A 22,819-nucleotide genomic window follows, 5' to 3' on the forward strand; every position below is an offset into this window, starting at 1 on the left:
CGGGGAGGGTGGCTTGCGAGATACCGGTCTCACCGGCATGTGATCGAACAAATATTCGAATGTCGACGCGATCCGCGATAAAATGAAGCATGTCCAGATTGAACGCGTTGCATGAGGCGATGTCCCGCCTCGATGAGGCGTGGTCGGATGCCGACGAGTCCGGAGACCTGTCGCGCGAGCAGCTGATGGCGGTGAGCGAGTCGATCGGGGTGTTGCGGCGTCGGTTGGATGCCGTGCATGTCTCGGTGGCGGCGTGCATATCGCGTGAGTCGCGTCCAGAGCTCGGCGCGGAGAGCCTGGCGAAGCAGCAGGGCTACCGCAATCCGGCGACGTTGATCGCGGCCGCGACGGGAGTGTCGACGGGCGATGCCTCGCGCCTCGTCAAGGTGGGCGAAGCGACCGCACCCCGCAGTGACCTCCTGGGTGCCCGTCTGCCGGCGAAGTACCCGTCGGTCAGTGCGGCGCTCGACTCGGGCGCGCTCGGCGCCCCGGCCGCCTCGATGATCATCGCGCTCCTCGATCGCTGCCGGATCGCCGCGGGAGCGGAGCGTATCGCCGAAGGCGAGCGGGTGCTGGCGGAGAAAGCGGCGGGTTTGGCGCTCGACGATGTGCGCAAGCTCGTGGTCCGTGCGGAAGCATGGCTCGATCCGGACGGCCTGGAGCCCAGGGAGGACGAGCGGCGCAGCAGACGTGCGCTGTCGCTGTTCGAGCGGGACGGCATGGTGCATCTGAACGCGGTGCTCGACGTCGAGACCGCGGCTCCCGTGGTCACCGCGATCCGGGGGTACGTGACCGCCGCGTTCGCCGCGCGAAAGGATGCGCCCGATGAGGGTGCGCCCGATGCGGACCGCCGGACGGTGCCGATGATCCAAGCCGATGCTCTAGCGGTGTTCTGCGCGCACGTGCTCGGGTGCGAGCAGCGGGTGCCGGTGGCGGGTGCGACGGTGATCGTGCGGATGAACCTCGACGATCTGGAAGCCGGCACGGGTTCGGCGACCGTGGATGGTGTCGATCACCCTGTCAGTGTCGGAGCTGCGCGCAGGATGGCAGCCGGTGGCGGCGTGATCCCGTGTGTTCTCGGTGGTGACAGCGAGATTCTCGAATGGGGTCGGGAGAAGCGGTTGTTCACCCGCACACAACGGCTGGCGCTGGTGGAGCGCGACGGGGGATGTGCGATGTGCGGATTGCCGCCGAGATGACGAAAGCGCATCACATCCGCTGGTGGAAACGAGATCACGGGCCGACCGACCTCTCCAACGGGGTGCTGTTGTGCGAAACGTGTCACCACCGCATCCACGACAACGGGTGGGAGATCCGCATCGACGCCGCCGGGAGCGGAGGCGGCAGTGGGGGCGGGAGCGGAAGCTCGAGCGGGACCGAGAGCGGGAGTGGGAGAGGGGCTGGCGCGGCGGCGCGGGTGTGGTTCGTGCCGCCGCGATACGTCGATCCTGCGCAGACCCCGAGGCTCGGCGGTCGCGCACGCTTCGACGTCGCTGCGTGAGGACGTCGCGACCTGAGGACGGTGCTCTCTGAGGACGGTGTTCTCTGAGGACGGTGTTCTCCGGTGAGGCCGCTGCCCGACGGTGCGATGGGCACCGTCTTGCGGTACCGGTCGACCCCGCCTGAGGAGTGTGCTCGGAGTGGCTGTGCTCTCGAGCCTCAGCGGCGCCTGTCGGCGCCTGGCCTGTCTGCGCCTGGCCTGTCTGCGCCTGGCCTGTCTGCGCGTGGCCTGCCCACTCCTGGCCTGCCCACTCCTGGCCTGCCCACTCCTGCCCTGTCCACTCCTGCCCTGTCCACTCCTGCCCTGTCCACTCCTGCCCTGTCCACTCCGGCCCTGTCCACTCCTGCCCTGCCCAGTCCTGCCCTGCGCAGACGGTCGGCGATCAGGATGCCGAGGGCGGTGCCGCCGACGCAGCTGGCGATCGTCACGGCGAAGAAGGCGACCTGGGCGAAGAGAGACATTGATCCGAGATCGAACCAGGCCCACGCCGAGATCGGGTAGACGACACCCACGACGACGGCGCCGACGTAGTGCATCCACGTTCCCCAGTAGCGCCAGAGCACGAACAGGAACGGCAGCTCCGTGAACGCCGCCCACCAGAGGTTGGTCAGCACGGTGCTGAAGCCGTACCCGGAGAACGGCACCATCACGAGGCCGGCGATCAGCGCGACCAGGAGCCCGACCAGCGGCTTCCGCAGCAGCCGCAGCGCGATCACGGACGGCAGCAGCCACAGGCCGGCGAGGGCCATGCCGACGAAGGGCAGCGGCCCGGTCAACAGCGTCGAGAACCAGTTCATCGGCGCGAGCAGCACCGCCCCGGCCACGCCGAGTGCGGCGCAGGTCAGCAGGATGGCGGTGGGGAAGCGGAATCGTCCACCGGCGTCCGACGCGCGATGTCCGGCGGCTGCTGCCGCGGGAGCGTCTCCCGCTGAGCCCATGGAGGCGAGGCCGTCGGCTGCATCCGTTCCGCTCACGCGAGGGGCTCCGCAGCAGCGTCGCGGGCGGCCTTCGAGGCGGGGGATGAGGCGCCGATCTTCCAGTAGCCGCAGAAGCTCACGGCATTCTTGTCGACCCCACGCGCGCCCACGAGATGTTTGCGCGCCCCCGAGGCGAGTGCCTGCTCACCGGCTGCATACGCGTGGAACGGCGCATCCGGCAGGGCAGTGCGTGCCAGCGTCTCCAGGGCGAGCGCCCCGGGAGCCACGCCATGCGGCCGCACGATCCACACGACCTCGACGCCCAGGGGATGCGTGAACGCGAGAGCGTCCTCCTCGCTCGGCACCTCCACGATCGCGGTGCCCGTCGCGGTGGCGGGCAACGAGGCGCAGATGGAGGAGATCGCGGGCAGGGCGGTCTCGTCTCCGACCAGCACGACCCGCTCCACCCCGCGCTGCGGGTTGAATGTGAGTCCTTCGTCGATGATCAGCACGTGCTCGCCCGGCTCGCAGGTCTCCGCCCATCGCGACGCGGGGCCGGCGGTGCCGTCCGCGGCCGAGCCGTGCAGCACGAAGTCCACGTCGATCTCGGCGCCGGCATCCGCGGTCGCGGGACGGTACGCCCGCACGCTGTAGTTGCGCATCACCGGACGCTCGCCGTCGGGGATGCGCAGGAACCTCAGGTACCCGAACACCTTGTTCGCCTTCGCCGGCACCCGGTCGAGCCCGGCATCCCCACCGATCGGCAGGAACAATCGGAACCACTGGTCGAACCCCATCGGCCGGAACCCCTCGATGTCGCCACCGCCGAGCGTCACCCGGATCCAGTGCGCCGAGAGCTGCTCCGTGCGCAGCACCGTCAGGTGGAGGAGTTCGGACGATTCGGGCTTGACCATCTTGCTGAACGCCATCGGATGCCTTTCAGGAAAGCTGCCAGGGGAAGAAGACGACGAAGATGGCCGCAGAAGCCAGCAGGGTCGCGACGGTGAAGACGGTGTCTCGCGTTCGGAACGGGACCAGGTGCCGTTCGGTGCGAGTCGGATGCGCACCGAACGCCCGCGAGTCCATCGCCAGCGCGACGCGCTCGGCATGGCGGATCGCGCCGGCGAGCAGCGGCACGATGTACCCCCACCCCCGGGCGATGCGCGCGAACGGTCCGCGACCGCCGTGATACCCGCGCACCCGATGGGCCGCCCTGATCACGGAGAGCTCATGCCCGAACCGCGGCACGAAGCGGAAGGCCGCCAGGGCCGTGTAGCCGATCCGATACGGCACCCGCAGCTGCTGCACGCTGGCCCGCACCAGGTCGGGTCCGCTGGTGGTGAGTCCGCCGACGAGCGCGAGAGCGACGATCGAGCCGAGCCGCAGCGCGGTCGCGAAGCCGAGGAGCAGAGCCCCGCTGTAGAGCGTCCAGTCCCCGATGCGCACGACCGGAGCGGTGTCGTTGACCAGCCCGGTGTCGACCCACAGGGAGAAGCCGATGCCGATCAGGAGCATCCCGGCGGGGAGAGCGAGCAGCAGCAGGGCGAGGAGGCGCACGGTGAGACGCGCGCCGACCAGGATCAGCGCATAGGCGAGCACCAGGAACGCGGCAGGGGTCGCCAGGTCCCGCACGAAGACGAGCAGCACCATCGCGGGTGCGAAGCCGGCGACCTTCGCGAGCGGATTCAGGGCGTAGAGGAACTGCCGACGCGACGTCGCCGTCATGCGCGCATAGGGGTCGAACGTCGTCGCGGTCACGAGCTCACCCCCAGACCCGCGGATGCGAGCACCCGTTGCAGGGCCGGCAGTCGCAGTCCCGCACCTGTGAACAGCTGCTCGTCCCGCAGAAGGGCGTCGGCGGCGCCGACGGCCCGCACGCGCCCCTGGGCGAGGAGCACGACGTGACTGGCGTGCTCGGCCACGAGCTGCAGGTCGTGCGTGACGATCAGGATGGTCGTGCCGTCCGCGCGCAGCTCCTGCAGCAGGTCGAGCAGTTCGGCGGCTCTCGCGCGGTCCTGTCCGAAGGTCGGCTCATCGAGCGCCAGCACACGGGGGCGGGTGATCAGCGCCGTGCCCACCGACAGGCGCCGCTTCTCACCGCCCGACAGCAGGAACGGATGCACGTCCGTCTTGTGCTCCAGTCCGAAGCGCGTGAGCATCTCGTCGACTCTCGCCGTGATCTCGGCGTCGGGCACATGGCGCAGCCGCAGCCCGTGGGCGAGCTCGTCGAAAACCGTCGGGGCGATGAACTGGTGCTCGGGGTTCTGGAACACGAACCCGATCCGTGCGGCGAGGTCGCGGGGAGAGGCGGTCCCCGGGTCGATGCCGTCGACCGACACCTGTCCACGCGGTGGCGGTACGACGCCCGCGAGCGCCTGGATCAGCGTGGTCTTTCCCGCCCCGTTCGCACCCACGATGGCGGTGAGGCTGCCGGGTGCGAGGTCGAGGTCGACACCGTGGAGGATCTCGGCACGACGCCGACGCACCGTCAGTCCTCGCGCGCGGATGATCGGCTCCACGCGTGTCGTCGCGACGCCGTGCTCCTCAGCGCGGGGGTCCTCAGTGTTGTGACCATCCGCCGCAGCCCCCACGCCGCTCTTCGTCGTCGGGTCGGTCGACGTCGCGTCGCCCGACGGAACGGACGACACGTCCTGACCTTCGAGCGCGACGGCGAGTTCCTGAGGAGACAGCGGCAGCGGATCGAGCGTGAGCCCCTGGCTCCGGAGTCGGAGCGCCGACAGGGTGGCGGCCGGAAGCCACACGCCCATCCTGACCAGCTCGTCGGCGTTCTCGCGGATGATCTCGGCCGCCGGCCCGTCGAAAGCTACCCGACCGTCGCGGTCGAGCACGATCGTCCGCGTGACGAACGACATCGCCGCGTCGAGGTTGTGCTCCACGAGCAGGATGGCCCTGTCACCCGCAGCGACAACCTCGGCGAGCGCGGCGTACACGTCGTCGATGCCCTGCGCATCGAGGTTCGCGGTCGGTTCGTCGAGCACGATGAGGGGCGAGCCCATCGCGAGGGCACCGGCGATCGCGAGTCGCTGCCGTCCGCCGCCGGAGAGGTGGTCGGGGTTCACCGTGCGCCGTTCCCAGAGCCCGACCCGGCGCAGTGCCTCCTCGACGCGATTCTCCACCACGTCGAGCGGCAGCCGCAGGTTCTCGGGGCCGAACGCGACCTCGTCGTACACACTGCCGGTGACGATCTGCGCATCGGGGTCTTGGAACACCATCGCCACGCGGGTGCTCAGCGTCGCGGTCGGGGCGTTCAGCGTGTCGATGCCGCCGGCTTCCACCGTGCCGATCATGGCCGTGGGGAGGGCATGCGGGATGAGCCCGTTGAGGGCGAGGGTGAGCGTCGACTTGCCCGAACCGGAGGGCCCGAGCAGGAGAACGACCTCTCCCGCGTCGATGTCGAAGGTCACCTCTCGCGGAGAGGGGTGCGCCGCATCGGCGTGGGTGAGGGAGAGGTCACGCACGCTCAGCAGGGGCGCGGATGGGCGCACGGCGGAGTCCCGGGTCGGCGGATCGTACCCTTCTAACTTAGCTGAGCCTTACCTGATTATCCACGCGCACAGAAGCCCTCCGACGGATGACATCGATCATCCGATGGACGGACGTGGAGCGGCCGAAGAACCGGCATCGTCGTAGAGGCGCCGACCGGGCGCCGCAGGAACGAGGGAGCACCGTGCCACAAGACACGAACACGCACACGATCGCCCGACCGCACCGCACAGCGCGGAGGGAGCAGCCGATGTCTCCACCCGAGTCGGAGGCGGCACGTCGCCGCGGCGAGCTCGGCCGGATGGTCGGCATCGACTTCGCGCGCTTCCTGGCGATCATCGGCATGTTCTGCGCTCACCTGCTCCCGTCGGCCGGCATGCCCGGCCACGTCGAATGGGTGTCGACCATCGTCGACGGGAACGCCTCGACCCTGTTCGCCGTCGTCGGCGGGATCAGCGTCGTGCTCGCCACCCGCTCCTATCTGGAACGCGGCCACGTCGCCGCCGCGCGGTGGGCGATGGCTGTGCGGGGTGTGCTCGTCATCCTCATCGGGGCGACGCTCGCCCTGGCGCCGGGAAGCATCGTGGTCGTCCTCGTCTACTTCGGTGTCGCCATGCTGTGCAGCATCCCGTTCCTCAGGGTGAGTCCGCGCTGGTTGCTCGTCTCCGCGGCGATCCTCGCGATCGCGGGGCCGATCCTCAACGCCTTCCTGCGGCAGGCCCTGGGGGTCATCGGGGAGGGCGGCGGAGTGTCCTGGCCGCAGTGGGGGGAGCCGGCCGTGGCGCTGCGCGCGATCTTCGTCACCGGCACCTATCCCGTCGTGACCTGGATCGTCTACGTGCTCGTCGGGATGGCCGTCGCCACGCTTCTGATCGCCGCTCGGCACAACGGAACGGAGAAGCGATTCCTCGCGTGGACGGCTGGTATCGGCGCCTTCCTCGCCGTGTTCGCCGTGTCGACCAGCGCTCTCGTCTACGAGTTCTTCGGGCGCGCGGTCCTCGTCGCGACCCTGCCGCCCGAGGCCGCTGCCGCCACCGAGAGCATCATCGGTACGCCGGGCTTCGGCGCTCCGCTCTCTCCGCAGTGGTGGGCGCTCGTGCTGCAGACGCCGCACACCGGCACGACCCTCGACATCCTGCGCGGGGTCGGTATCGCCCTCTTCGTCATCGCGAGCATGCTGTTCCTCGCCCGAGTTCTCCCCGGGTCCGCGCTCCGGGTGCTCGAGCCCGTCAGGGCGGCGGGAGCCGCTCCGCTCACGGTCTACACGGTGCACGTGCTCGCCGCGGCGGCCACCTCGTTCGTGCTGCTCTCCGGCGCGGTCGACGCGTCGACGGAGCTCCCGTGGTGGTACCTGGGACCGGCGATCCTCGGCATCCACATCCTGGGCGCGGTCGCCATCGGCGCGATACTGGCGGCGCTGAAGCGTCGCGGTCCGCTCGAGGCGCTCGTGAGCTCGGTCTCGGGCGCAGTCGCGCGGCGGCTGGGCGGAGTGCCTAGCGGCGGGCGACGCCGGCGCGGCTGAGGGCCGAGCCGATCGCGAGGCCGATGGCTGTCCACGCGATCGGCCCGAGCACCGAGATCGCGAGGTAGAGGATCTGCGCCCACAGCGGCATCACCGAGAGGTGAGCGGCGAAGAACACCACGACCGCCACGAAGACCCCGATGATCGCCGCCGAGAGGAAGAATCGCCACGGCCCCCAGGAGCGGTAGCGGGTGAGGGCGGCCACCCCCTCCTGGATCAGACCGAACAGCAGAGCGGTGCCGATGAATCGCAGTGCCCAGGCCGGGTTGAAGGCGCTCGCGATCAAGGCGGCGAACACATGGGTGATCAGTGCGACGAGCGGGAGGCGCAGCACCTCCTGCGCGATGATGCCCGGCAGCACGTGCGAGCCGAGGACCAGGCCGTAGAGGAACAGCAGCGGACTGGCCAGCAGCACCGGAGTCACCCATCCGGCGATACCCGCGAGGATGCCCGTGGCGACCCCGATGGCTGCGCATACGAGCAGGACGCGGGTCGTCAGGACAGAGGTGCGGGCCACCTCTCCAGCTTACTGTCGACGTATCGCGAGGGCGGCCGTGGATAACCCTGGCCGATCGGCGAATGCCGGGTGACCGATCGGCCAGACTTCCTGAGAATCGCCAGGGTCGGGCTTATGTTGGCCGCGGTGCAGCAAGAGGGCCGCACCGTGATCATCGGGAGCACCACATGGGTCGAACACCCCTCCGGATGGCGGCAGCCACCACCCTGGCCACGCTGTTCATCGCATCGACGGCAACCGCAGGCTATGCGACGGAGGAGGTGACGCACCCCGTCCCCGTCGCAGGCACACCAGGGCACTACATCGTGGTGATGAAGGCGGATCCGCTCGCCACCTACGAGGGCGACGTGAAGGGTCTGAAGGCCACCAAGCCCGCCGAAGGCGACCAGCTCGAGACGCAGTCGCAGGATTCGCAGCGCTACGTCGAACATCTCCAGACCGAGCAGGAAGACCTCGTCAGCGACATCGGGGTCACGCCGGACACCACCTATCAGGTCGTCCTGAACGGCTTCAGCGCCGACCTCAGCGGCGAGCAGGTCGATGCGCTCCGCGCCTCGAAGGACGTCCTCGGCGTCTACCCCGATGAGATCCGTCACCCCGACGCGCAGAGCTCGACCGACTACCTCGGCCTCGGCGACGACCGCAAGGGCAAGGGCGGGGTGTGGCAGCAGACCGGAGGGGTCGCGACCGCCGGAGAGGGTGTCGTCGTCGGTGTGATCGACACCGGCATCGCCCCCGAGCACCCCTCGTTCGAGGGCAAGAAGATCAAGAAGCAGAAGAAGCAGAACAACCGCAGCAAGGGCGGCCAGCCCTACACCGACGGCACGTACGTCTACTTCGACAAGTCGGACGGCGGTCAGTTCCAGGCGGCGATGGTCGAGGGTCAGGACTGGGACACCAGCGACTACTCCTCGAAGCTCATCGGCGGACAGTACTTCTCCGCCGGGGCCGAGGCCGCCGGCTTCGACTTCCAGTACGACTACCTCTCGCCGCGTGACGGCGACGGCCACGGCTCGCACACCGCCAGCACGGCGGCGGGTAACTTCAAGGTCAAGGCCAGCATCGAGAACGTCGACTTCGGGACGATCTCGGGCGTCGCGCCCGCGGCGAAGATCTCGGCGTACAAGGCCTGCTACGTCGGCCCCGACACGACGGTCACCACCGACGACATCTGCGCGCAGAGCGACCTGATCGCCGCGATCGACCAGGCCGTCGCCGACGGCGTCGACGTGATCAACTACTCCATCGGCGGCGGTGCCGCGAGCACCGTGATGGCCCCGGAGGACCTCGCGTTCTTCAACGCCGCGGCCGCAGGCGTCTTCGTGGCGACGAGCGCCGGCAACGACGGACCCGACCCGGTCACGGCCGACCACGCCTCTCCCTGGTACACCACCGTGGCCGCGTCGACCATCCCGACGTGGGAGGGCACCGTGCAGTTCGACGGGTTCGCGCAGGCCGGAGCCTCGGTGAGCGTGCCGTTCGGACAGAAGGTCACCGGCCCGTCGATCGCCGCAGTCGATGCCGCGGCGGCGGGCGCCGTCACCCCGCAGCTCTGCCTGCCGGGCACCCTCGATCCTGCCAAGGTCGCCGGACACATCGTGGTCTGCGACCGCGGTGGCAACGCCCGCGCCGAGAAGTCGCAGGTGGTGAAGGACGCCGGCGGCATGGGCATGGTGCTCGTGAACGTGCCGGGCGGTGCCGACTCGCTCGACAACGACTTCCACGCGGTGCCGACCGTGCACCTGAACGCCGTGCATCGCGCGGCCGTGCTCGCGTACGTGCAGGGCGGCGTGGATCGTCCCATCACGCTCGTCGGTGAGAACACCACCGGCGTCGTCACCCCGACCCCGCAGATCGCGGGATTCTCGAGTCGCGGACCGATGCTGGCGGACGGCAGCGACGTGATGAAGCCGGACGTCGCGGCTCCCGGCGTCGCGATCCTCGCGGCGACCGAGAACGCTCCGGGGGAGAAGCCCACGTTCGGCATCCTCTCCGGAACATCGATGGCCTCCCCGCACGTGGCCGGCCTCGCCGCGCTGTACCTCGGCGAGCACCCCAAAGCGACCCCGGCGGAGATCAAGTCCGCGATGATGACCACCGCCTACGACACCGTGCTGCCCGACGGATCGAAGAACACGAACCCGTTCGAGCAGGGCGCAGGTCAGGTGGACCCGAAGCGCTACCTGAACCCGGGTCTGCTCTACCTCAACGGTGTGAAGGACTGGGCGGCGTTCCTTGACGGGAAGGGGCTGTCGGACTTCCCCGGCATCGACCCCATCGACGGCAGCGATCTGAACCAGGCGTCGATCTCGATCGGCTCCCTGACCAGCGCGCAGACCGTCACCCGCACGGTCACCTCGACCGAGAAGGGCACCTTCACGGCCAAGGCCTCCGTGCCCGGAGTGAACGTCAAGGTCACGCCTCAGCAGTTGAAGTTCGACCGCCCCGGCCAGACCAAGACGTTCACGGTGACGTTCGACAACGCCACGGCCCCGGTGGAGCAGTGGGCCACGGGTTCGCTCACGTGGACGAGTGCGAAGAACACGGTGCGCTCGCCGATCGCACTGTTCCCGGTCACGGCGGATGCGCCCGCCGAGGTCTCGGGCAGCGGCGTCGACGGCAGCACCGCGGTCGAGATAACTCCCGGTCTGACCGGTGACCTCGCGCTCGGACTCTCGGGTCTGACGCCGTTCGAACTGCTCGCCGACGCGGACAACCCCGTCGAGGGGCACTCGGGAGACGAGAAGTCGGGCGACGCCAACAAGGACGTCTCGTGGATCGTGAACGTGCCGGAGGGGACGACCCTCTCGCGGTTCGACCTCGATTCGTCGGACGACAAGGGCAGCGACCTCGACCTCACCGTGTACCGGGTGGTGAGCCCGGACGACCTGCAGTACTACGAGCGCTGGCGTTCGGCCACAGGCTCGGCGGACGAACAGGTCACGATCCCGTCGCCGAAGGCCGGAACCTACCTGGTGGTGGCGAACATCTACTCGACGACGGGTCCGATGACGTGGGACATGACCTACGCCAACGTGCTGGCCGACGGTGAGGGTGACCTCACGGCAACGCCGAACCCGCTCGCCGCGGTGCGCGGCAAGAAGACGTCGTACAACCTCGGCTGGACCGGCCTGACCGCCGGCACCCGCTACCTCGGGGTCGTGCAGTACGGCGACTCCGATGTGCGCACCGTGCTGACGGTCGACGTGCCGGCGGCGAAGTCTCCGGAGACTCCGGCTCCGGAGACTCCGGCTCCCGAGACGAAGGCGCCGGAGACCCCGGCACCGGAGACGAGCGCGCCGGCGACGCCTGCGCCCGAGACCTCGGCACCGGCGACCCCGGCTCCGCGGGAGGAGAAGCAGGAGTAATCCGGACATGCACAGCGACAGCACCCCGTGGTCCTCTGGCCGCGGGGTGCTGTCGCGTGCGGGGCATCCGTTCATCGCGTGATAGCCGCCGCTCGTCGCAGCGGCTGATCGTCCGGCTCCTCCGGGCGGGGTCGTCTTCCTAACGTGGGGGAACGCAACGTCGCGTATCCCGAGGAGACCCCCATGACCGCACCTTCGTCGCGCCGCCGCGACGGCGCCGGACTCGTCGACGACGAGCCCCTCATCGTCACCGACCCGAATCTCCCTCCCGTGGCCCTCACCGAGGAGCACCACGAGAAGACGAACCGCTGGACCCTGCCGAAGATCATCCTGTGGGCCGCGATCGCCCTGCTGGGCGCCGTCGCCTGGACCATGCTCGCGATCGTCCGCGGCGAGACCGTCAACGCGATCTGGTTCGTGTTCGCCGCGGTCTGCACATACCTGATCGGCTACCGGTTCTATTCGAAGGTGATCGAGAAATACATCACGCGACCCGATGACCGTCGGGCCACCCCCGCCGAGGTGAAGCAGGACGGCAAGGACTACGTCCCCACCGACCGCCGGGTGCTCTACGGCCACCACTTCGCCGCGATCGCCGGCGCCGGCCCGCTCGTCGGCCCCGTGCTCGCGGCGCAGATGGGCTACCTCCCCGGCACCATCTGGATCATCGTCGGCGTCGTGCTCGCCGGTGCGGTGCAGGACTACACGGTGCTCTTCTTCTCCATGCGACGCGGTGGTCGCACGATCGGCCAGATGGCCCGTCAGGAACTCGGGAAGATCGGCGGCACTGCAGCGATCATCGCCTCGCTGCTGATCATGCTGATCATCGTCGCGATCCTCGCCCTCGTCGTCGTCAACGCGCTCGGGGAGAGCCCGTGGGGCGTCTTCTCGGTCGCAATGACCATCCCGATCGCGTTGTTCATGGGCGTGTACCTCCGCTACCTGCGCCCGGGCAAGGTGACCGAGGTCTCGATCATCGGCTTCGTGCTGCTCATGGCCGCGATCATCGGCGGCGGCTGGGTCGCCGGCACCGAGTGGGGCCAGGCGATCTTCCACCTGGACCGCACCACGATCGCCTGGGGCATCATCATCTACGGCTTCATCGCCGCCGTGCTCCCGGTGTGGCTGCTGCTGGCCCCCCGCGACTACCTGTCGACGTTCATGAAGATCGGCGTGATCGTGATGCTCGCCGGGGCCATCGTGCTGGTCCGTCCCGAGATCACCGTCCCCGCCATCAGCATCTTCGGTGAGAACGGCATGGGGCCGGTGTTCGCCGGTCCGCTGTTCCCCTTCCTGTTCGTGACGATCGCCTGTGGAGCGCTGTCGGGCTTTCATGCGCTGATCGCCTCGGGGACCACCCCGAAGCTCATCGAGAAGGAGCGTCAGACGCGCTTCATCGGCTACGGCGGCATGCTCATGGAGTCGTTCGTCGCGATCATGGCGCTCGTCGCCGCGATCTCGATCGACCAGGGCATCTACTTCGCCATGAACGCCCCGACGGCAGCGACAGGGGGCACGGTCGAAGGCGCCGTCGCCTTCGTGAACTCGCTCGGCCTGACGGGGGTGAACCTGACACCCGAGATGCTCACGGGCACGGCAGCGGCCGTCGGGGAGGAGTCGATCGTCTCGCGCACCGGCGGCGCCCCCACTCTGGCTCTCGGCCTCGCGCACATCATGCAGCAGGCTCTCGGTGGCCAGGCCCTCATGGCGTTCTGGTACCACTTCGCCATCATGTTCGAGGCGCTGTTCATCCTCACGGCCGTGGATGCCGGAACCCGTGTCGCCCGGTTCATGCTGCAGGACTCGATCGGAGCCTGGTTCCCGAAGTTCCGCGACGTCTCCTGGCGCCCCGGGGTGTGGATCTGCACCGCGATCATGGTGGCCGGCTGGGGAGCGATCCTCATCCTCGGCGTCACCGACCCGCTCGGCGGCATCAACACCTTCTTCCCGCTGTTCGGCATCGCGAACCAGCTGCTCGCCGCGATCGCGCTCGCCGTGGTGATGGCCATCGTCGCCAAGCGCGGCAAGAGCTACATCAAGTGGCTGTGGATCATCGGGCTGCCTCTGGCGTTCACCGCGGTGGTCACGATCACGGCGTCGCTGTACAAGATCGCCTCGCCCGTGCCGGCCATCGGCTACTGGGCGAACCACTTCCGCTACGTCGCCGCCCGCGACAGCGGAGACACCTCGCTCGGCGAGCCAGCGGTGCTCGATGCGGTCATCCGCAACACCGCCGTGCAGGGCACGCTGTCGATCATCTTCGTGACCCTTGCGATCATCGTGATGGTGGCGGCCGTGATCGTCACGATCAGGGCGATCCGCGACGGTGGCGGCGAGAACACCGAGGACGCACCCGTGGCCTCGCGCCGCTTCGCCCCGGCCGGGTTCCTGCCGAGCGCTGAAGAGCGCGAGCTCGAGAAGCAGTGGGAGCCGATCCTCGCGGACGAGCGCAAGGCGTCGACCCACTGATGTCGAGACACTGAGATGGCTGACACCACGAGTCGGACGGATGCCGCGACCACCCTCCTGCGGACGCTGCTCAGCGCCGCGGTGCGGGCCGGCCGCGGCATCCGCTGGTACATCACGAACCTGATGGGCGACAGCGCCTACGCGACGTACGTCGCCCATCACGGTCGTGTGCACCCCGGCGAGGAGCCGCTGACCGAGCGGCAGTTCTGGCGGCAGCGGATGGACGACCAGGATCGCAACCCCGGCGCCCGCTGCTGCTGAGGCGTGCACGGCTCCGTAGGCTGAACCCCATGACCGACGTCGTTCTCGCAGCGATCCTCGGCGTGCTCGGCGGCATCGTGCTCTCGGTGCTCCTCCTGCTCGCACGCCGACTCGCCCGCGGCGCCGCCGACCTGGGCAGCGACGCCGAACAGGCCGCCCTCACTGTGCTGCATCAGGCGAGTCTGGCGGCACCGCATCTGCGCGCTGGACTGTCGGGCCCCGATGTCGTCAAGGCGGCGCGTCATCTGCGGGTGCTGCTCGGCAGCGCGGCGGTCGCGATCGTCAGCGCCGAGGGCACGGTGTCGTTCGACGGGCCGTCCGACGGACTGGAATCCGCCGCCCGCCGCATCGCCGCCAGGGTCGGGGAGTCGGGACGCAGGCAGGTCTTCCCCGCTCCCGGTGCAGACGACGATCTCGCGGCCGTCGGGGCGCCGATCCTGGTCGACGGACGCGCGATCGGTGTCGTGGTCGCCTTCGCGGCGCCCGTCCGTGCCGCGTTGGTGCGTGCCTCGGAGGAGGTCGCCGACTGGTGCGCGGCCCAGGTCGAGCTCGGCGGACTCGATGCGTCCAGGACGCAGCTGGCCGAGGCGGAGCTGCGCTCGCTGCGTGCGCAGATCTCGCCGCATTTCATCTACAACGCCCTCACGGCGATCGCCTCCTTCGTGCTCACCGACCCCGCACGCGCGCGCGAGCTGGTGCTGGAGTTCGCCGACTTCACCCGCTATTCCTTCCGGCGGCAGGGGGAGTTCACGACGGTGGCCGACGAGCTCGGCAGCATCCACTCCTATCTCGAGCTCGAACGAGCGCGGTTCGGGGACCGCCTGCGCGTCACGCTGCAGATCGCACCGGAGACGCTGGCCACCGTCATCCCGTTCCTCTCGGTGCAGCCGCTGGTCGAGAACGCCGTCCGTCACGGGCTCGAGCCCGGCGAAGGGGGAGGGGAGATCCGCATCGCCTCACGCGACGACGGTACCCACACCGAGATCACGGTCGAGGACGACGGGGTGGGCATGGACCCCGAGGCCCTTCACGCGACGCTCACCGCCGGCGACGACGGGGTCCACGTGGGACTCCGCAACGTCGACACCCGGCTCCGCCAGCTCTACGGGGCGGACGGCGCTCTGGTGGTCGAGACGAACACGGGCGCCGGTACCCTGGTGCGCATGCGGGTCCCGAAATCCCAGCCGCAGCACGATCCGGACGGCGACGGACGAGCATGACCAGAGGCACGGCGCCGATCGATGTGCTCGTCGCGGACGACGAGAGACCCGCCCTGGACGAGCTGGTCCATCTGCTGCGCACGGACGCGCGCATCGGCGCGATCGTCACCGCATCATCGGGCGCGGAAGCCCTGCGGCTGCTGTCGGAGCGGGCCGTGCGGATCGCATTCCTCGACATCCACATGCCGGGGCTCGGCGGGATGGAGCTCGCGCGTGCGCTGCTCGCCCTCGCGGAACCGCCGGCCGTCGTGTTCGTGACCGCCGACGACGCCAGGGCCGTCGAGGCGTTCGAGCTGCGTGCCGCCGACTACCTCCTCAAGCCCGTGCGCATCGAACGGCTCCGCCAGGCGGTCGGACGGGTGGTCGAAGTCGCGGAGGCTCAGGCGCCCGGCGAAGACGAGATGCTGCCGGTCACGATCGGATCCGTGGTGCGGTTCGTGCGCCGCAGCGAGGTGCGCTGGGTGCGGGCCCAGGGGGACTATTCCCGGTTGCACACCGGCGACGGTGCGGGGCACCTGGTGCGCACGCCCATCTCGGAACTCGAGACGCGGTGGACGGACGTCGGGTTCCTGCGCATCCATCGCTCCTCGCTCGTGCGCATCGCCGCCGTGACCGAGGCCCGGCTCTCCGGCGCTGAACCCTCGGTCTCGATCGGCGCCGTCTCGCTGCCGGTGAGCAGACGCCTGGTGCCCGCGGTGCGCGATGCCCTGCTGCGTGGGGAGGTCGGGGGATGACGGAGAAGCCGAAGCGCGTGCGGGTGCGTGTGACCGCTGAGCTGCCTGATCGTCGGCCGGCGGCCTTCACCCGGGGCATCGCGCTGCCGGGCGCCCCCGTGGATGAAGCGGATGCGGTCTACGCGCGAGCTCTGATGCGCAGCCAGCTGCGACTCGCACTCGGAACGGTCGCCGGCTTCGTGGTCGTCGTCATCGCGCTGACCCTGGCGATCGCGCTCATCCCGGAGATCGGGCAGGTGATGATCTGGGGTCTGCCCCTGTCGTGGCTGCTGCAGGCCTACGCGTTCTACCCGATCATCGTCGTGTTCGCGGTGCTCTACGTGCGCACGGCTGCGCGCAACGAACGTCGATACCGTGCGCTCCGGGATCGCGAGTGAACGCGGTTCTCGACCTGATCGGCGTCGCGCTCGTCATCGTCGCGACACTGCTGATCGGCATCTACGGTCTGCGCATCTCGCGCACGACCGGCGACTTCTTCGTCGCGTCCCGCACCGTGCGGCCGGTGTGGAACGCCTCTGCGATCAGCGGCGAGTACCTCTCGGCCGGCACGTTCCTCGGGCTGTCCGGCCTCGTGCTGCTCGACGGTGCCCGTGGCTTCTGGTTCCCGATCGGCTACGCAGCCGGCTATCTCCTGGTCCTGGCGTTCGTCGCGGCCCCGCTTCGGCGCAGCGGGGCCTACACGATCCCGGACTTCATCGAGGCGCGGTTGGAGTCGCAGTCGGCGCGCCGGGTCACGAGCATCGCGGTGCTGGTCATCGGCTGGCTCTACATCGTGCCGCAACTGCACGGAGCGGGGCTGACCCTGCTGGTCGTCGCCGGGCTGCCGGAATGGGTGGGCGCCGTCACCGTCGCGGTGCTCGTCGCCGCAGCGGTCGCGGCCGGAGGCATGCGCGCCATCACCTACGTGCAGGCTTTCCAGTACTGGCTCAAGCTCACCGCGCTCCTCGTTCCCGTGGTCTTCATCGCGTTCGCGCTCAGCGGCGGACCGCACGATTTCGATCCAGCGCTGGTGTTCCCCGTCGAGGCCGGTCCCTCGGGGTTCGACGCCTACGAGACCGCCTCGCTCCTGCTCGCGCTGCTGCTGGGAACGATGGGACTGCCGCACGTGCTGGTGCGCTTCTACACGAGTCCGACCGGGGTCTCCGCACGGCGCACGACCGTGATCGTGATCGGCATGGTGAGCGCCTTCTACGCGGTGTCGAGCACGATGGGGCTGCTTGCGCGCATCGCCGCTCCGGACCTGGCGGTGCCCGGCGTCGCGGACACCGCTGTGCTGCTGCTCCCCTCGCGCGTCTTCCCTGGAGCGTTCGGTGAGCTGTTGACCGCGCTCATCGTCGCCGGAGCGTTCGCAGCCTTCCTGGCGACGTCGGCCGGCCTCGTCGTGTCACTTGCGGGCGTGATCAGCCAGGACGTGTTCTCCGGATCCGTGCGGTCGTTCCGGCTGTCGGCGGTGCTCTGCGCGCTGGTGCCGCTCGCCGTGGCGCTGCTCACGGCCCCGGCAGGCCTCGGGTCGAGCGTGGGCGTCGTGTTCGTGGTGGCGGCGTCGACGCTGTCGCCGGTCGTGCTGCTCGGCGTGTGGTGGCGGGGGCTCACCGCGCGAGGTGCGGTGGCCGGAATGGTGTCAGGCGGGTGCGCTGCGGGGCTCGCCCTGCTGGTGCACGCGGCGGTCGGCGGCATCGGAGCAGCGGCGCCCTATCTCGCGCAGCCCGCCGCATGGACGATCCCGCTCGCCACAGCGGTCACGGTCGTCGTCTCGCTCATCGATCCGCGGGGTCCGTCGCCGCGCACTGAGCGCTTCCTCGCGCGTGTGCACACGCCGGAGCGCGGCTGACCGCACGTCATCTGACGCTCCCGTCGCGATATGACAGCCCGGTTGGCGCGGCAAGCTGTCATATCGCGACCGGAGCAGCAGATGCGGGGGTCAGAGCTTGCGGCTGCGGGGCATGAGCCGAACGGGAGGGAGCGGAGGGGCCGGGATGCGCACGTCGTGTCCGGCCACGATCCCGAAGCGGTCCGACGCCGCCTCCCACTGCTCGCGCGCTTCGACGATCTCGTCGTGCGAGCGGCCGGCGAAGTTCCACCACATCACGATGTCTGCCTCGAAGGGTTCGCCACCGAGCAGGAAGAGCAGTGCGCCGTCGGCGCTCGACACCTCGATCTCCTCACGCGAGTCACCCAGGTAGAGCAGGGCGTTGCGATCGAGCGGATGCTGCGCCACCACGGCATCGCCCTCGACGAGCATCAGCGCGTGCTCCCAGTCCGGACGAAGCGGCAGGCGCACGCGCGAACCGGGGGCGAGCACGATCTCCGCTCCCACGATGGGGGTGTGCACCGTGGCGGGGGAGTGCGCCCCCGCGAAGTCGCCGAGCACGACGGTGGCCTCGGCCGCGGCCCCCTCGTCCGCCCGAAGCGTGACCCCCGGCAACTCGGTGTGCCGTTCGAAGCCCGCATCGCCGTGTCGGCTCGACTCGGGCAGCACCACCCAGAACTGCAGCGCGTCGAGGGGCACCGGCTCATCGCCGATCGAGTACTCCGAGTGCGAGATCCCGTTGCCGGCCGTCATCAGGTTCAGCTGCCCGCGGCGCAGGTCGGCGTCGCTGCCGAGCGAGTCACGGTGACGGATCTCTCCCACGAGTGGCCAGGTCACGGTCTGCAGCCCGATGTGCGGGTGCGGCTCGACCCGCATCTTCGTGTCAGCGGGGCCGAACCGATCGAGGAAGCACCAGGCGCCGATGGTGGGGAGGTTGCGATGGGGAAGCGCTCGCAGCACGTTCATGCCGCGCACGCCGCCGAGGGGCACTTCGCGCGGCTCGATGAGCAGGCGGTGCTGTCCGATCATTCCGCCCGGCCCGTCGGGTCTTCGCCCGCGGATCCGGAGGACCCGGACGGGGACTTCGGCCAGCGGATCTCGGCACCCGGTACGTCGTGCGTCTCGAGGTACTTCGCGATGTACGGGCAGAGGGGGACGATCGCCTCACCACGCCCGGCCGCATCAGCCAACGCCTCGGACGCGAGCTTGCCCGCCAGTCCCTGGCCCTGGAACGCCGGGTCGATCTCGGTGTGGAGGAAGCGGATGGATCCGGGGCGCAGGTCGAACGCCGCGAAGCCGGCGAGCACGTCGTCGGAGCGGATCTCGAAGCGCGAGCCTTCGTCGTTGCGGGTCACGGTGATGTCGGTCATCGGCTGCTCCTTCGAACGGATGCCTCCAACCTACGCCCCGCGTGCGGGGTCGGGCTCGGCGGAAACCCAGACCGTTCGCTGCCGCGCCGGCGCGTCGGAGCGCGACACTCCGGGTGGGCGGCGGGTGGTCTGGGTTTCGGCAGCAGGGCGCTCGAGGTTGTGGATGACACGCAGCCGCCGTCGGCGGGGGTCGTTACGCTGGAGGGATGCCGCAGACTCCCCGTGACCCGTACGCGGATCTGCCGTACGCCGACGAGCCCTACGACGACGGCTGGGAGTCGTCGTACCCGCCCGAGCCGATGGACTGGGAGCCGCAGGGGGTCGGCTTCGAGCCCCCGCTCGACTGGGGGCAGGGTCCCGTCACACCGGTCACCGCTTCCGCCACGTCTACCGCCACCCCTTCCAGCACCGTGCGCCCGCCCGCCGAGCGCCGCGCGACCCCGAGCCGCTATGCGACCGCGCGCGACGCGCTGCACACGGTGTTCGGATACGACGACTTCCGCGGCGACCAGGCCGAGATCGTCGAGCAGGTCATCGCGGGCGGAGATGCCGTGGTGCTGATGCCGACGGGTGGCGGGAAGAGCATCACGTACCAGGTGCCGGCGCTGGTGCGCGAGGGCACGGGGCTCGTCATCAGCCCGCTCATCGCGCTCATGCACGACCAGGTCGACGCGTTGCGGGCCAACGGCGTGAAGGCCGCCTATCTCAACTCGACCCAGGCGATCGACGAGCGTCGCGAGGTGGAACGGGCCTACGTCGCCGGCGAGCTCGACCTCATCTACGTGGCGCCAGAGCGTCTCTCCAACTCTCAGACCACGGCGCTGCTCCAGCGGGGAACGCTCAGCGTGATCGCGATCGACGAGGCGCACTGCGTGTCGCAGTGGGGGCATGATTTCCGCCCCGACTACCTGGCCCTCGGTGATCTGGGCGAACGGTTCCCTGGAGTGCCACGCATGGCGCTCACGGCCACTGCCACCGCGGCGACGCACAAGGAGATCACCGAGCGTCTGCGCCTCGACGGTGCCGCGCACTTCGTCGCGAGCTTCGACCGCCCGAACATCCAGTACCGCATCGTCCCCAAGGTCGATCCGCGCAAGCAGCTCGTCCAGTTCATCCGCTCGCAGCCGGAGGGCGCGGCGGGCATCGTGTACGCGCTCAGTCGGAAGTCGGTCGAGCAGACGGCGACCTACCTCGCCGCCCAGGGGTTCGACGCCCTGCCGTACCACGCGGGTCTGCCCGGCGAGGTACGCGCCGCGAACCAGTCGCGCTTCCTTCGCGAGGACGGCGTCGTCATGGTCGCCACCATCGCGTTCGGGATGGGCATCGACAAACCGGACGTGCGCTTCGTCGCGCACGTCGATCTGCCGAAGTCCGTGGAGGGCTACTACCAGGAGACCGGACGCGCCGGTCGAGACGGCGAGCCCTCGGTGGCCTGGATGGCATACGGGCTCGGCGACGTCGTGCAGCAGCGCAGGCTCATCGACCAGAGCCCCGGTGATCGCACGTTCAAGATGCGCATGGGGCAGCACCTCGACGCCATGCTCGCGCTGTGCGAGACCGTGGAGTGTCGTCGGCAGAACCTGCTCGGCTACTTCGGCCAGGAGTCGCAGCCGTGCGGCAACTGCGACACCTGCCTCGACGACACCGAGACGTTCGACGGCCTCGTCCCGGCGCAGAAGCTGCTCTCGACGATCGTGCGGTTGAAGCGCGAGCGCAATCAGGCGTTCGGGGCCGGGCACCTGATCGACATCCTCCGCGGGGCCTCGACAGAGCGCATCAGGCAGCAGGGCCACGACAAGCTCGCGACCTACGGCATCGGAAACGACCTCTCGGATCAGGATTGGCGCAGCGTCGTCCGTCAGCTCCTGGCCCGAGGCATTCTCGTCGCGCAGGGTGACTACGGCACCCTCGCGCCCGGTGAGCAGGCGGCCGGAGTGCTGCGTGGTGAGACCGCTGTACCCCTGCGCAAAGACACGATCGGGCGTCCGACCTCCTCGGGCCGCGCCCGCAAGGCCAGCGCCGCCGATGCCCTGGACGCGGGGGACCGGCCGTTGTTCGAGGCACTGCGTGCATGGCGAGCCGAGACCGCTCGCGAGCAGGGCGTGCCCGCGTACATCGTGTTCGGTGACGCGACGCTGCGCGCGCTCGCGGAGCACCGCCCTGCCGCTCTCGCCGACCTCGACGGCATCACCGGCATCGGCGCGAAGAAGCGCGAAGCGTACGGCGAGGGCGTGCTCGCGGTGATCGCCGGTGCCTGACCTCGGTGTCTGACCTCGGCGCCTGACCCCGGTGTCTGACCGCGGCGCACGAGCGCAGCGCCGTCTCAGCGCGGAGGCAGCACGTCGTCGAGATGAGCCCGCAGGTGCGTGGCGATGTCGACCCTGTCGCGGTCGTACAGCCACTGGTACTGCAGCCCGTCCCACATCGCGATGAGCCAGGTGGCCTCGTGCACGGGGTCGCGGTGCGCTGGCAGGTCGCCGTCGACCTGAGCGAGGCGGAAGAGCTCAGCGAAGTAGTCGAGGGCGTTCGTGAACCGCATCGTGAAGTAGTCGTGTGCGGGGTGTGCGACGGGGACGGCCTCGCACGACAGCACCGCATAGACCTCGATCAGTCCCGGTTCGTCCCGTGCGCCGAGCGCCGCGCCCTCGGGAATGCTGCGCAGCACCGTGGCAGCCGATGCGGTGCCCGTGAACATCTGGTTCTCGTTGATGGCGCTGTCGCGTTCGGTGAGCACGGCGCTCAGCAGCAGCTCCTTCGACGCGTAGTGGTGCAGCAGCGTCGACTTCGACACTCCGACCGCGGTGGCGATGTCCTGCAGGCTGGTGTCGCCGTAGCCGTCACGGGCGAACAGGCGCATCGCATCGGCGACGATCTGTGCGCGCCTGCGGCGGCCGACCGCGTAGCCGGGGTCGGCGTCGGCGACAGTGGTGGCGCGCAGTCGCGGGAGCGGACCGGCGGGAGTCCCGGAACCGGATGAGGACTCGTCGTCGGGGTCCCTCCACGCGTGCGGCAGCGCCCACAGGTTCTCGCGCTCCTCGAGCATCTCGACGACGTCCACCCGATCGGGCAGGTACTGCGAGAGCAGCTGCAGCCCGTCCCACCCCGCCGTGTGCCGGACGGCCTCGCCGTCGACGTCCCGGTCGGCGGCGACCACCCCGTGGTACTGAGCATCCTCGAGCACGTCGTTGCTGAGTGCGCGGATCCGGCAGTAGCGCTCGCGCATCCGCTCGTGCGCGGGGTGGCCCGGCGCCGAGGCTTCCCCTGTGAGCGCCGCGAACAGCTCGAGGTAGCCGGGAGTGCGCGCATTGCGCTCGGCGATGCCGGCGAAGACCAGCTCGCCCGGTTCGGAGGCGGCCGAGATCGCGCTGAACACGGTCTCGTTCTCGGCTTCGAGCCCGGCGACCACCTCTCCGAGCAGATCGTCCTTCGAGGCGAAGTGGCCGAGGAGTCCCGGGTGGCTGACGGAGGCGGCTGCGGCGATGTCGCGCAGCGACGTGGATCGGTAGCCGCGGGTCACGAACAGATCGTGCGCCGCGGTGAGGATGCGCTGCCTCGTGGCGACGGCGCGCGAGTGACGGGTTCCGGTCGCCGTCATCGTCATCGCATCCTCCGTCATCACTCTATCT

General features: G+C 69.7%; 19 protein-coding genes. 11 read left to right on the plus strand and 8 right to left on the minus strand.

Annotated elements, in window-relative coordinates; all coding sequences use genetic code 11:
* Window positions 1-89: 89 nt before the first annotated feature.
* Complete coding sequence (locus AB4070_RS18295) at window positions 90-1,199, plus strand: DUF222 domain-containing protein (RefSeq protein WP_441981355.1); 1,110 nt, start codon at window positions 90-92, stop codon at window positions 1,197-1,199.
* Window positions 1,196-1,501 (plus strand): HNH endonuclease, encoded by a 306-nt coding sequence (locus AB4070_RS18300; RefSeq protein WP_441981356.1) that lies wholly within the window; start codon window positions 1,196-1,198, stop codon window positions 1,499-1,501. The genes AB4070_RS18295 and AB4070_RS18300 overlap by 4 nt, the downstream gene beginning before the upstream one ends.
* A 158-nt stretch (window positions 1,502-1,659) precedes the next feature.
* Here AB4070_RS18300 and AB4070_RS18305 read toward each other — a convergent pair whose 3' ends face one another.
* From AB4070_RS18305 to AB4070_RS18320, 4 genes are read right to left on the minus strand one after another with little or no spacing between them, the layout of a single operon-like run.
* Window positions 1,660-2,475 carry an ECF transporter S component gene (locus tag AB4070_RS18305; protein ID WP_441981357.1) on the minus strand — a complete coding sequence of 272 codons (816 nt, stop codon included), beginning with the start codon at window positions 2,473-2,475 and terminating at the stop codon, window positions 1,660-1,662.
* Window positions 2,472-3,347 (minus strand): siderophore-interacting protein, encoded by an 876-nt coding sequence (locus AB4070_RS18310; RefSeq protein WP_441981358.1) that lies wholly within the window; start codon window positions 3,345-3,347, stop codon window positions 2,472-2,474. The genes AB4070_RS18305 and AB4070_RS18310 overlap by 4 nt, the downstream gene beginning before the upstream one ends.
* Before the next feature lie 10 nt (window positions 3,348-3,357).
* Window positions 3,358-4,176 (minus strand): energy-coupling factor transporter transmembrane component T, encoded by an 819-nt coding sequence (locus AB4070_RS18315; RefSeq protein WP_441981359.1) that lies wholly within the window; start codon window positions 4,174-4,176, stop codon window positions 3,358-3,360.
* Window positions 4,173-5,924 (minus strand): ABC transporter ATP-binding protein, encoded by a 1,752-nt coding sequence (locus AB4070_RS18320; RefSeq protein WP_441981360.1) that lies wholly within the window; start codon window positions 5,922-5,924, stop codon window positions 4,173-4,175. The genes AB4070_RS18315 and AB4070_RS18320 overlap by 4 nt, the downstream gene beginning before the upstream one ends.
* Window positions 5,925-6,172: 248 nt before the next feature.
* Here AB4070_RS18320 and AB4070_RS18325 point away from each other — a divergent pair, with 248 nt between their 5' ends.
* Window positions 6,173-7,444, plus strand: coding sequence for a heparan-alpha-glucosaminide N-acetyltransferase domain-containing protein (locus AB4070_RS18325; RefSeq protein WP_441981361.1), 1,272 nt, complete (start codon window positions 6,173-6,175; stop codon window positions 7,442-7,444).
* On the opposite strand, the gene AB4070_RS18330 is transcribed toward AB4070_RS18325, so the two are convergent.
* The gene (locus AB4070_RS18330; protein WP_045264328.1) at window positions 7,416-7,961 is read right to left on the minus strand and encodes an ECF transporter S component; all 546 of its coding nucleotides are present in this window, start codon (window positions 7,959-7,961) and stop codon (window positions 7,416-7,418) included. The two genes, AB4070_RS18325 and AB4070_RS18330, sit on opposite strands and share 29 nt — an antisense overlap.
* 167 nt (window positions 7,962-8,128) lie before the next feature.
* Between AB4070_RS18330 and AB4070_RS18335 the strand changes: the two genes are divergently transcribed.
* The 7 genes from AB4070_RS18335 to AB4070_RS18365 all read left to right on the plus strand — a co-directional run bounded on the left by AB4070_RS18335 (window position 8,129) and on the right by AB4070_RS18365 (window position 17,844).
* On the plus strand, window positions 8,129-11,329 hold the full coding sequence (locus AB4070_RS18335; RefSeq protein ID WP_441981362.1) for a S8 family serine peptidase: 3,201 nt from the start codon (window positions 8,129-8,131) through the stop codon (window positions 11,327-11,329).
* Window positions 11,330-11,512: 183 nt separating this feature from the next.
* A complete protein-coding gene (locus AB4070_RS18340; RefSeq protein ID WP_441981363.1) occupies window positions 11,513-13,798 on the plus strand; it encodes a carbon starvation CstA family protein in 2,286 nt (761 codons plus the stop codon).
* Between the two features lie 15 nt (window positions 13,799-13,813).
* A complete protein-coding gene (locus AB4070_RS18345) occupies window positions 13,814-14,059 on the plus strand; it encodes a YbdD/YjiX family protein (protein WP_441981364.1) in 246 nt (81 codons plus the stop codon).
* Between the two features lie 29 nt (window positions 14,060-14,088).
* A complete protein-coding gene (locus AB4070_RS18350; protein WP_441981365.1) occupies window positions 14,089-15,279 on the plus strand; it encodes a sensor histidine kinase in 1,191 nt (396 codons plus the stop codon).
* Window positions 15,276-16,013, plus strand: a complete 738-nt coding sequence (locus tag AB4070_RS18355; protein WP_441981366.1) for a LytR/AlgR family response regulator transcription factor — start codon at window positions 15,276-15,278, stop codon at window positions 16,011-16,013. Before AB4070_RS18350 ends, AB4070_RS18355 begins: the two co-directional genes overlap by 4 nt.
* Complete coding sequence (locus tag AB4070_RS18360) at window positions 16,010-16,390, plus strand: heavy metal transporter (RefSeq protein ID WP_441981367.1); 381 nt, start codon at window positions 16,010-16,012, stop codon at window positions 16,388-16,390. The genes AB4070_RS18355 and AB4070_RS18360 overlap by 4 nt, the downstream gene beginning before the upstream one ends.
* Window positions 16,387-17,844 (plus strand): sodium/solute symporter, encoded by a 1,458-nt coding sequence (locus AB4070_RS18365; protein WP_441981368.1) that lies wholly within the window; start codon window positions 16,387-16,389, stop codon window positions 17,842-17,844. The genes AB4070_RS18360 and AB4070_RS18365 overlap by 4 nt, the downstream gene beginning before the upstream one ends.
* A gap of 90 nt (window positions 17,845-17,934) precedes the next feature.
* Here AB4070_RS18365 and AB4070_RS18370 read toward each other — a convergent pair whose 3' ends face one another.
* Complete coding sequence (locus AB4070_RS18370) at window positions 17,935-18,852, minus strand: pirin family protein (RefSeq protein WP_441981369.1); 918 nt, start codon at window positions 18,850-18,852, stop codon at window positions 17,935-17,937.
* Complete coding sequence (locus AB4070_RS18375) at window positions 18,849-19,193, minus strand: GNAT family N-acetyltransferase (RefSeq protein WP_441981370.1); 345 nt, start codon at window positions 19,191-19,193, stop codon at window positions 18,849-18,851. Before AB4070_RS18375 ends, AB4070_RS18370 begins: the two co-directional genes overlap by 4 nt.
* Before the next feature lie 206 nt (window positions 19,194-19,399).
* Here AB4070_RS18375 and recQ point away from each other — a divergent pair, with 206 nt between their 5' ends.
* A complete protein-coding gene (gene recQ / locus AB4070_RS18380) occupies window positions 19,400-21,451 on the plus strand; it encodes a DNA helicase RecQ (RefSeq protein ID WP_441981371.1) in 2,052 nt (683 codons plus the stop codon).
* Between the two features lie 65 nt (window positions 21,452-21,516).
* On the opposite strand, the gene AB4070_RS18385 is transcribed toward recQ, so the two are convergent.
* Window positions 21,517-22,809 (minus strand): TetR/AcrR family transcriptional regulator, encoded by a 1,293-nt coding sequence (locus tag AB4070_RS18385; RefSeq protein ID WP_441981372.1) that lies wholly within the window; start codon window positions 22,807-22,809, stop codon window positions 21,517-21,519.
* Between the last annotated feature and the right edge of the window lie 10 nt (window positions 22,810-22,819).

It is taken from the genome of Microbacterium sp. 2RAF4, assembly GCF_052115285.1.
Taxonomy (GTDB): Bacteria; Actinomycetota; Actinomycetes; order Actinomycetales; family Microbacteriaceae; genus Microbacterium; species Microbacterium oxydans.

What these genes read in the sequence shown, in the direction of transcription:
- AB4070_RS18375 (WP_441981370.1), bottom strand. Translation starts at nt 19,193, where the DNA reads ATGACCGACATCACCGTGACCCGCAACGACGAAGGCTCGCGCTTCGAG.
- AB4070_RS18385 (WP_441981372.1), bottom strand. Translation starts at nt 22,809, where the DNA reads ATGACGGAGGATGCGATGACGATGACGGCGACCGGAACCCGTCACTCG.
- AB4070_RS18360 (WP_441981367.1), top strand. Translation starts at nt 16,010, where the DNA reads ATGACGGAGAAGCCGAAGCGCGTGCGGGTGCGTGTGACCGCTGAGCTG.
- AB4070_RS18310 (WP_441981358.1), bottom strand. Translation starts at nt 3,347, where the DNA reads ATGGCGTTCAGCAAGATGGTCAAGCCCGAATCGTCCGAACTCCTCCAC.
- AB4070_RS18350 (WP_441981365.1), top strand. Translation starts at nt 14,089, where the DNA reads ATGACCGACGTCGTTCTCGCAGCGATCCTCGGCGTGCTCGGCGGCATC.
- AB4070_RS18325 (WP_441981361.1), top strand. Translation starts at nt 6,173, where the DNA reads ATGTCTCCACCCGAGTCGGAGGCGGCACGTCGCCGCGGCGAGCTCGGC.
- AB4070_RS18345 (WP_441981364.1), top strand. Translation starts at nt 13,814, where the DNA reads ATGGCTGACACCACGAGTCGGACGGATGCCGCGACCACCCTCCTGCGG.
- AB4070_RS18355 (WP_441981366.1), top strand. Translation starts at nt 15,276, where the DNA reads ATGACCAGAGGCACGGCGCCGATCGATGTGCTCGTCGCGGACGACGAG.
- AB4070_RS18300 (WP_441981356.1), top strand. Translation starts at nt 1,196, where the DNA reads ATGACGAAAGCGCATCACATCCGCTGGTGGAAACGAGATCACGGGCCG.
- AB4070_RS18340 (WP_441981363.1), top strand. Translation starts at nt 11,513, where the DNA reads ATGACCGCACCTTCGTCGCGCCGCCGCGACGGCGCCGGACTCGTCGAC.
- AB4070_RS18335 (WP_441981362.1), top strand. Translation starts at nt 8,129, where the DNA reads ATGGGTCGAACACCCCTCCGGATGGCGGCAGCCACCACCCTGGCCACG.
- AB4070_RS18295 (WP_441981355.1), top strand. Translation starts at nt 90, where the DNA reads ATGTCCAGATTGAACGCGTTGCATGAGGCGATGTCCCGCCTCGATGAG.
- recQ (WP_441981371.1), top strand. Translation starts at nt 19,400, where the DNA reads ATGCCGCAGACTCCCCGTGACCCGTACGCGGATCTGCCGTACGCCGAC.
- AB4070_RS18370 (WP_441981369.1), bottom strand. Translation starts at nt 18,852, where the DNA reads ATGATCGGACAGCACCGCCTGCTCATCGAGCCGCGCGAAGTGCCCCTC.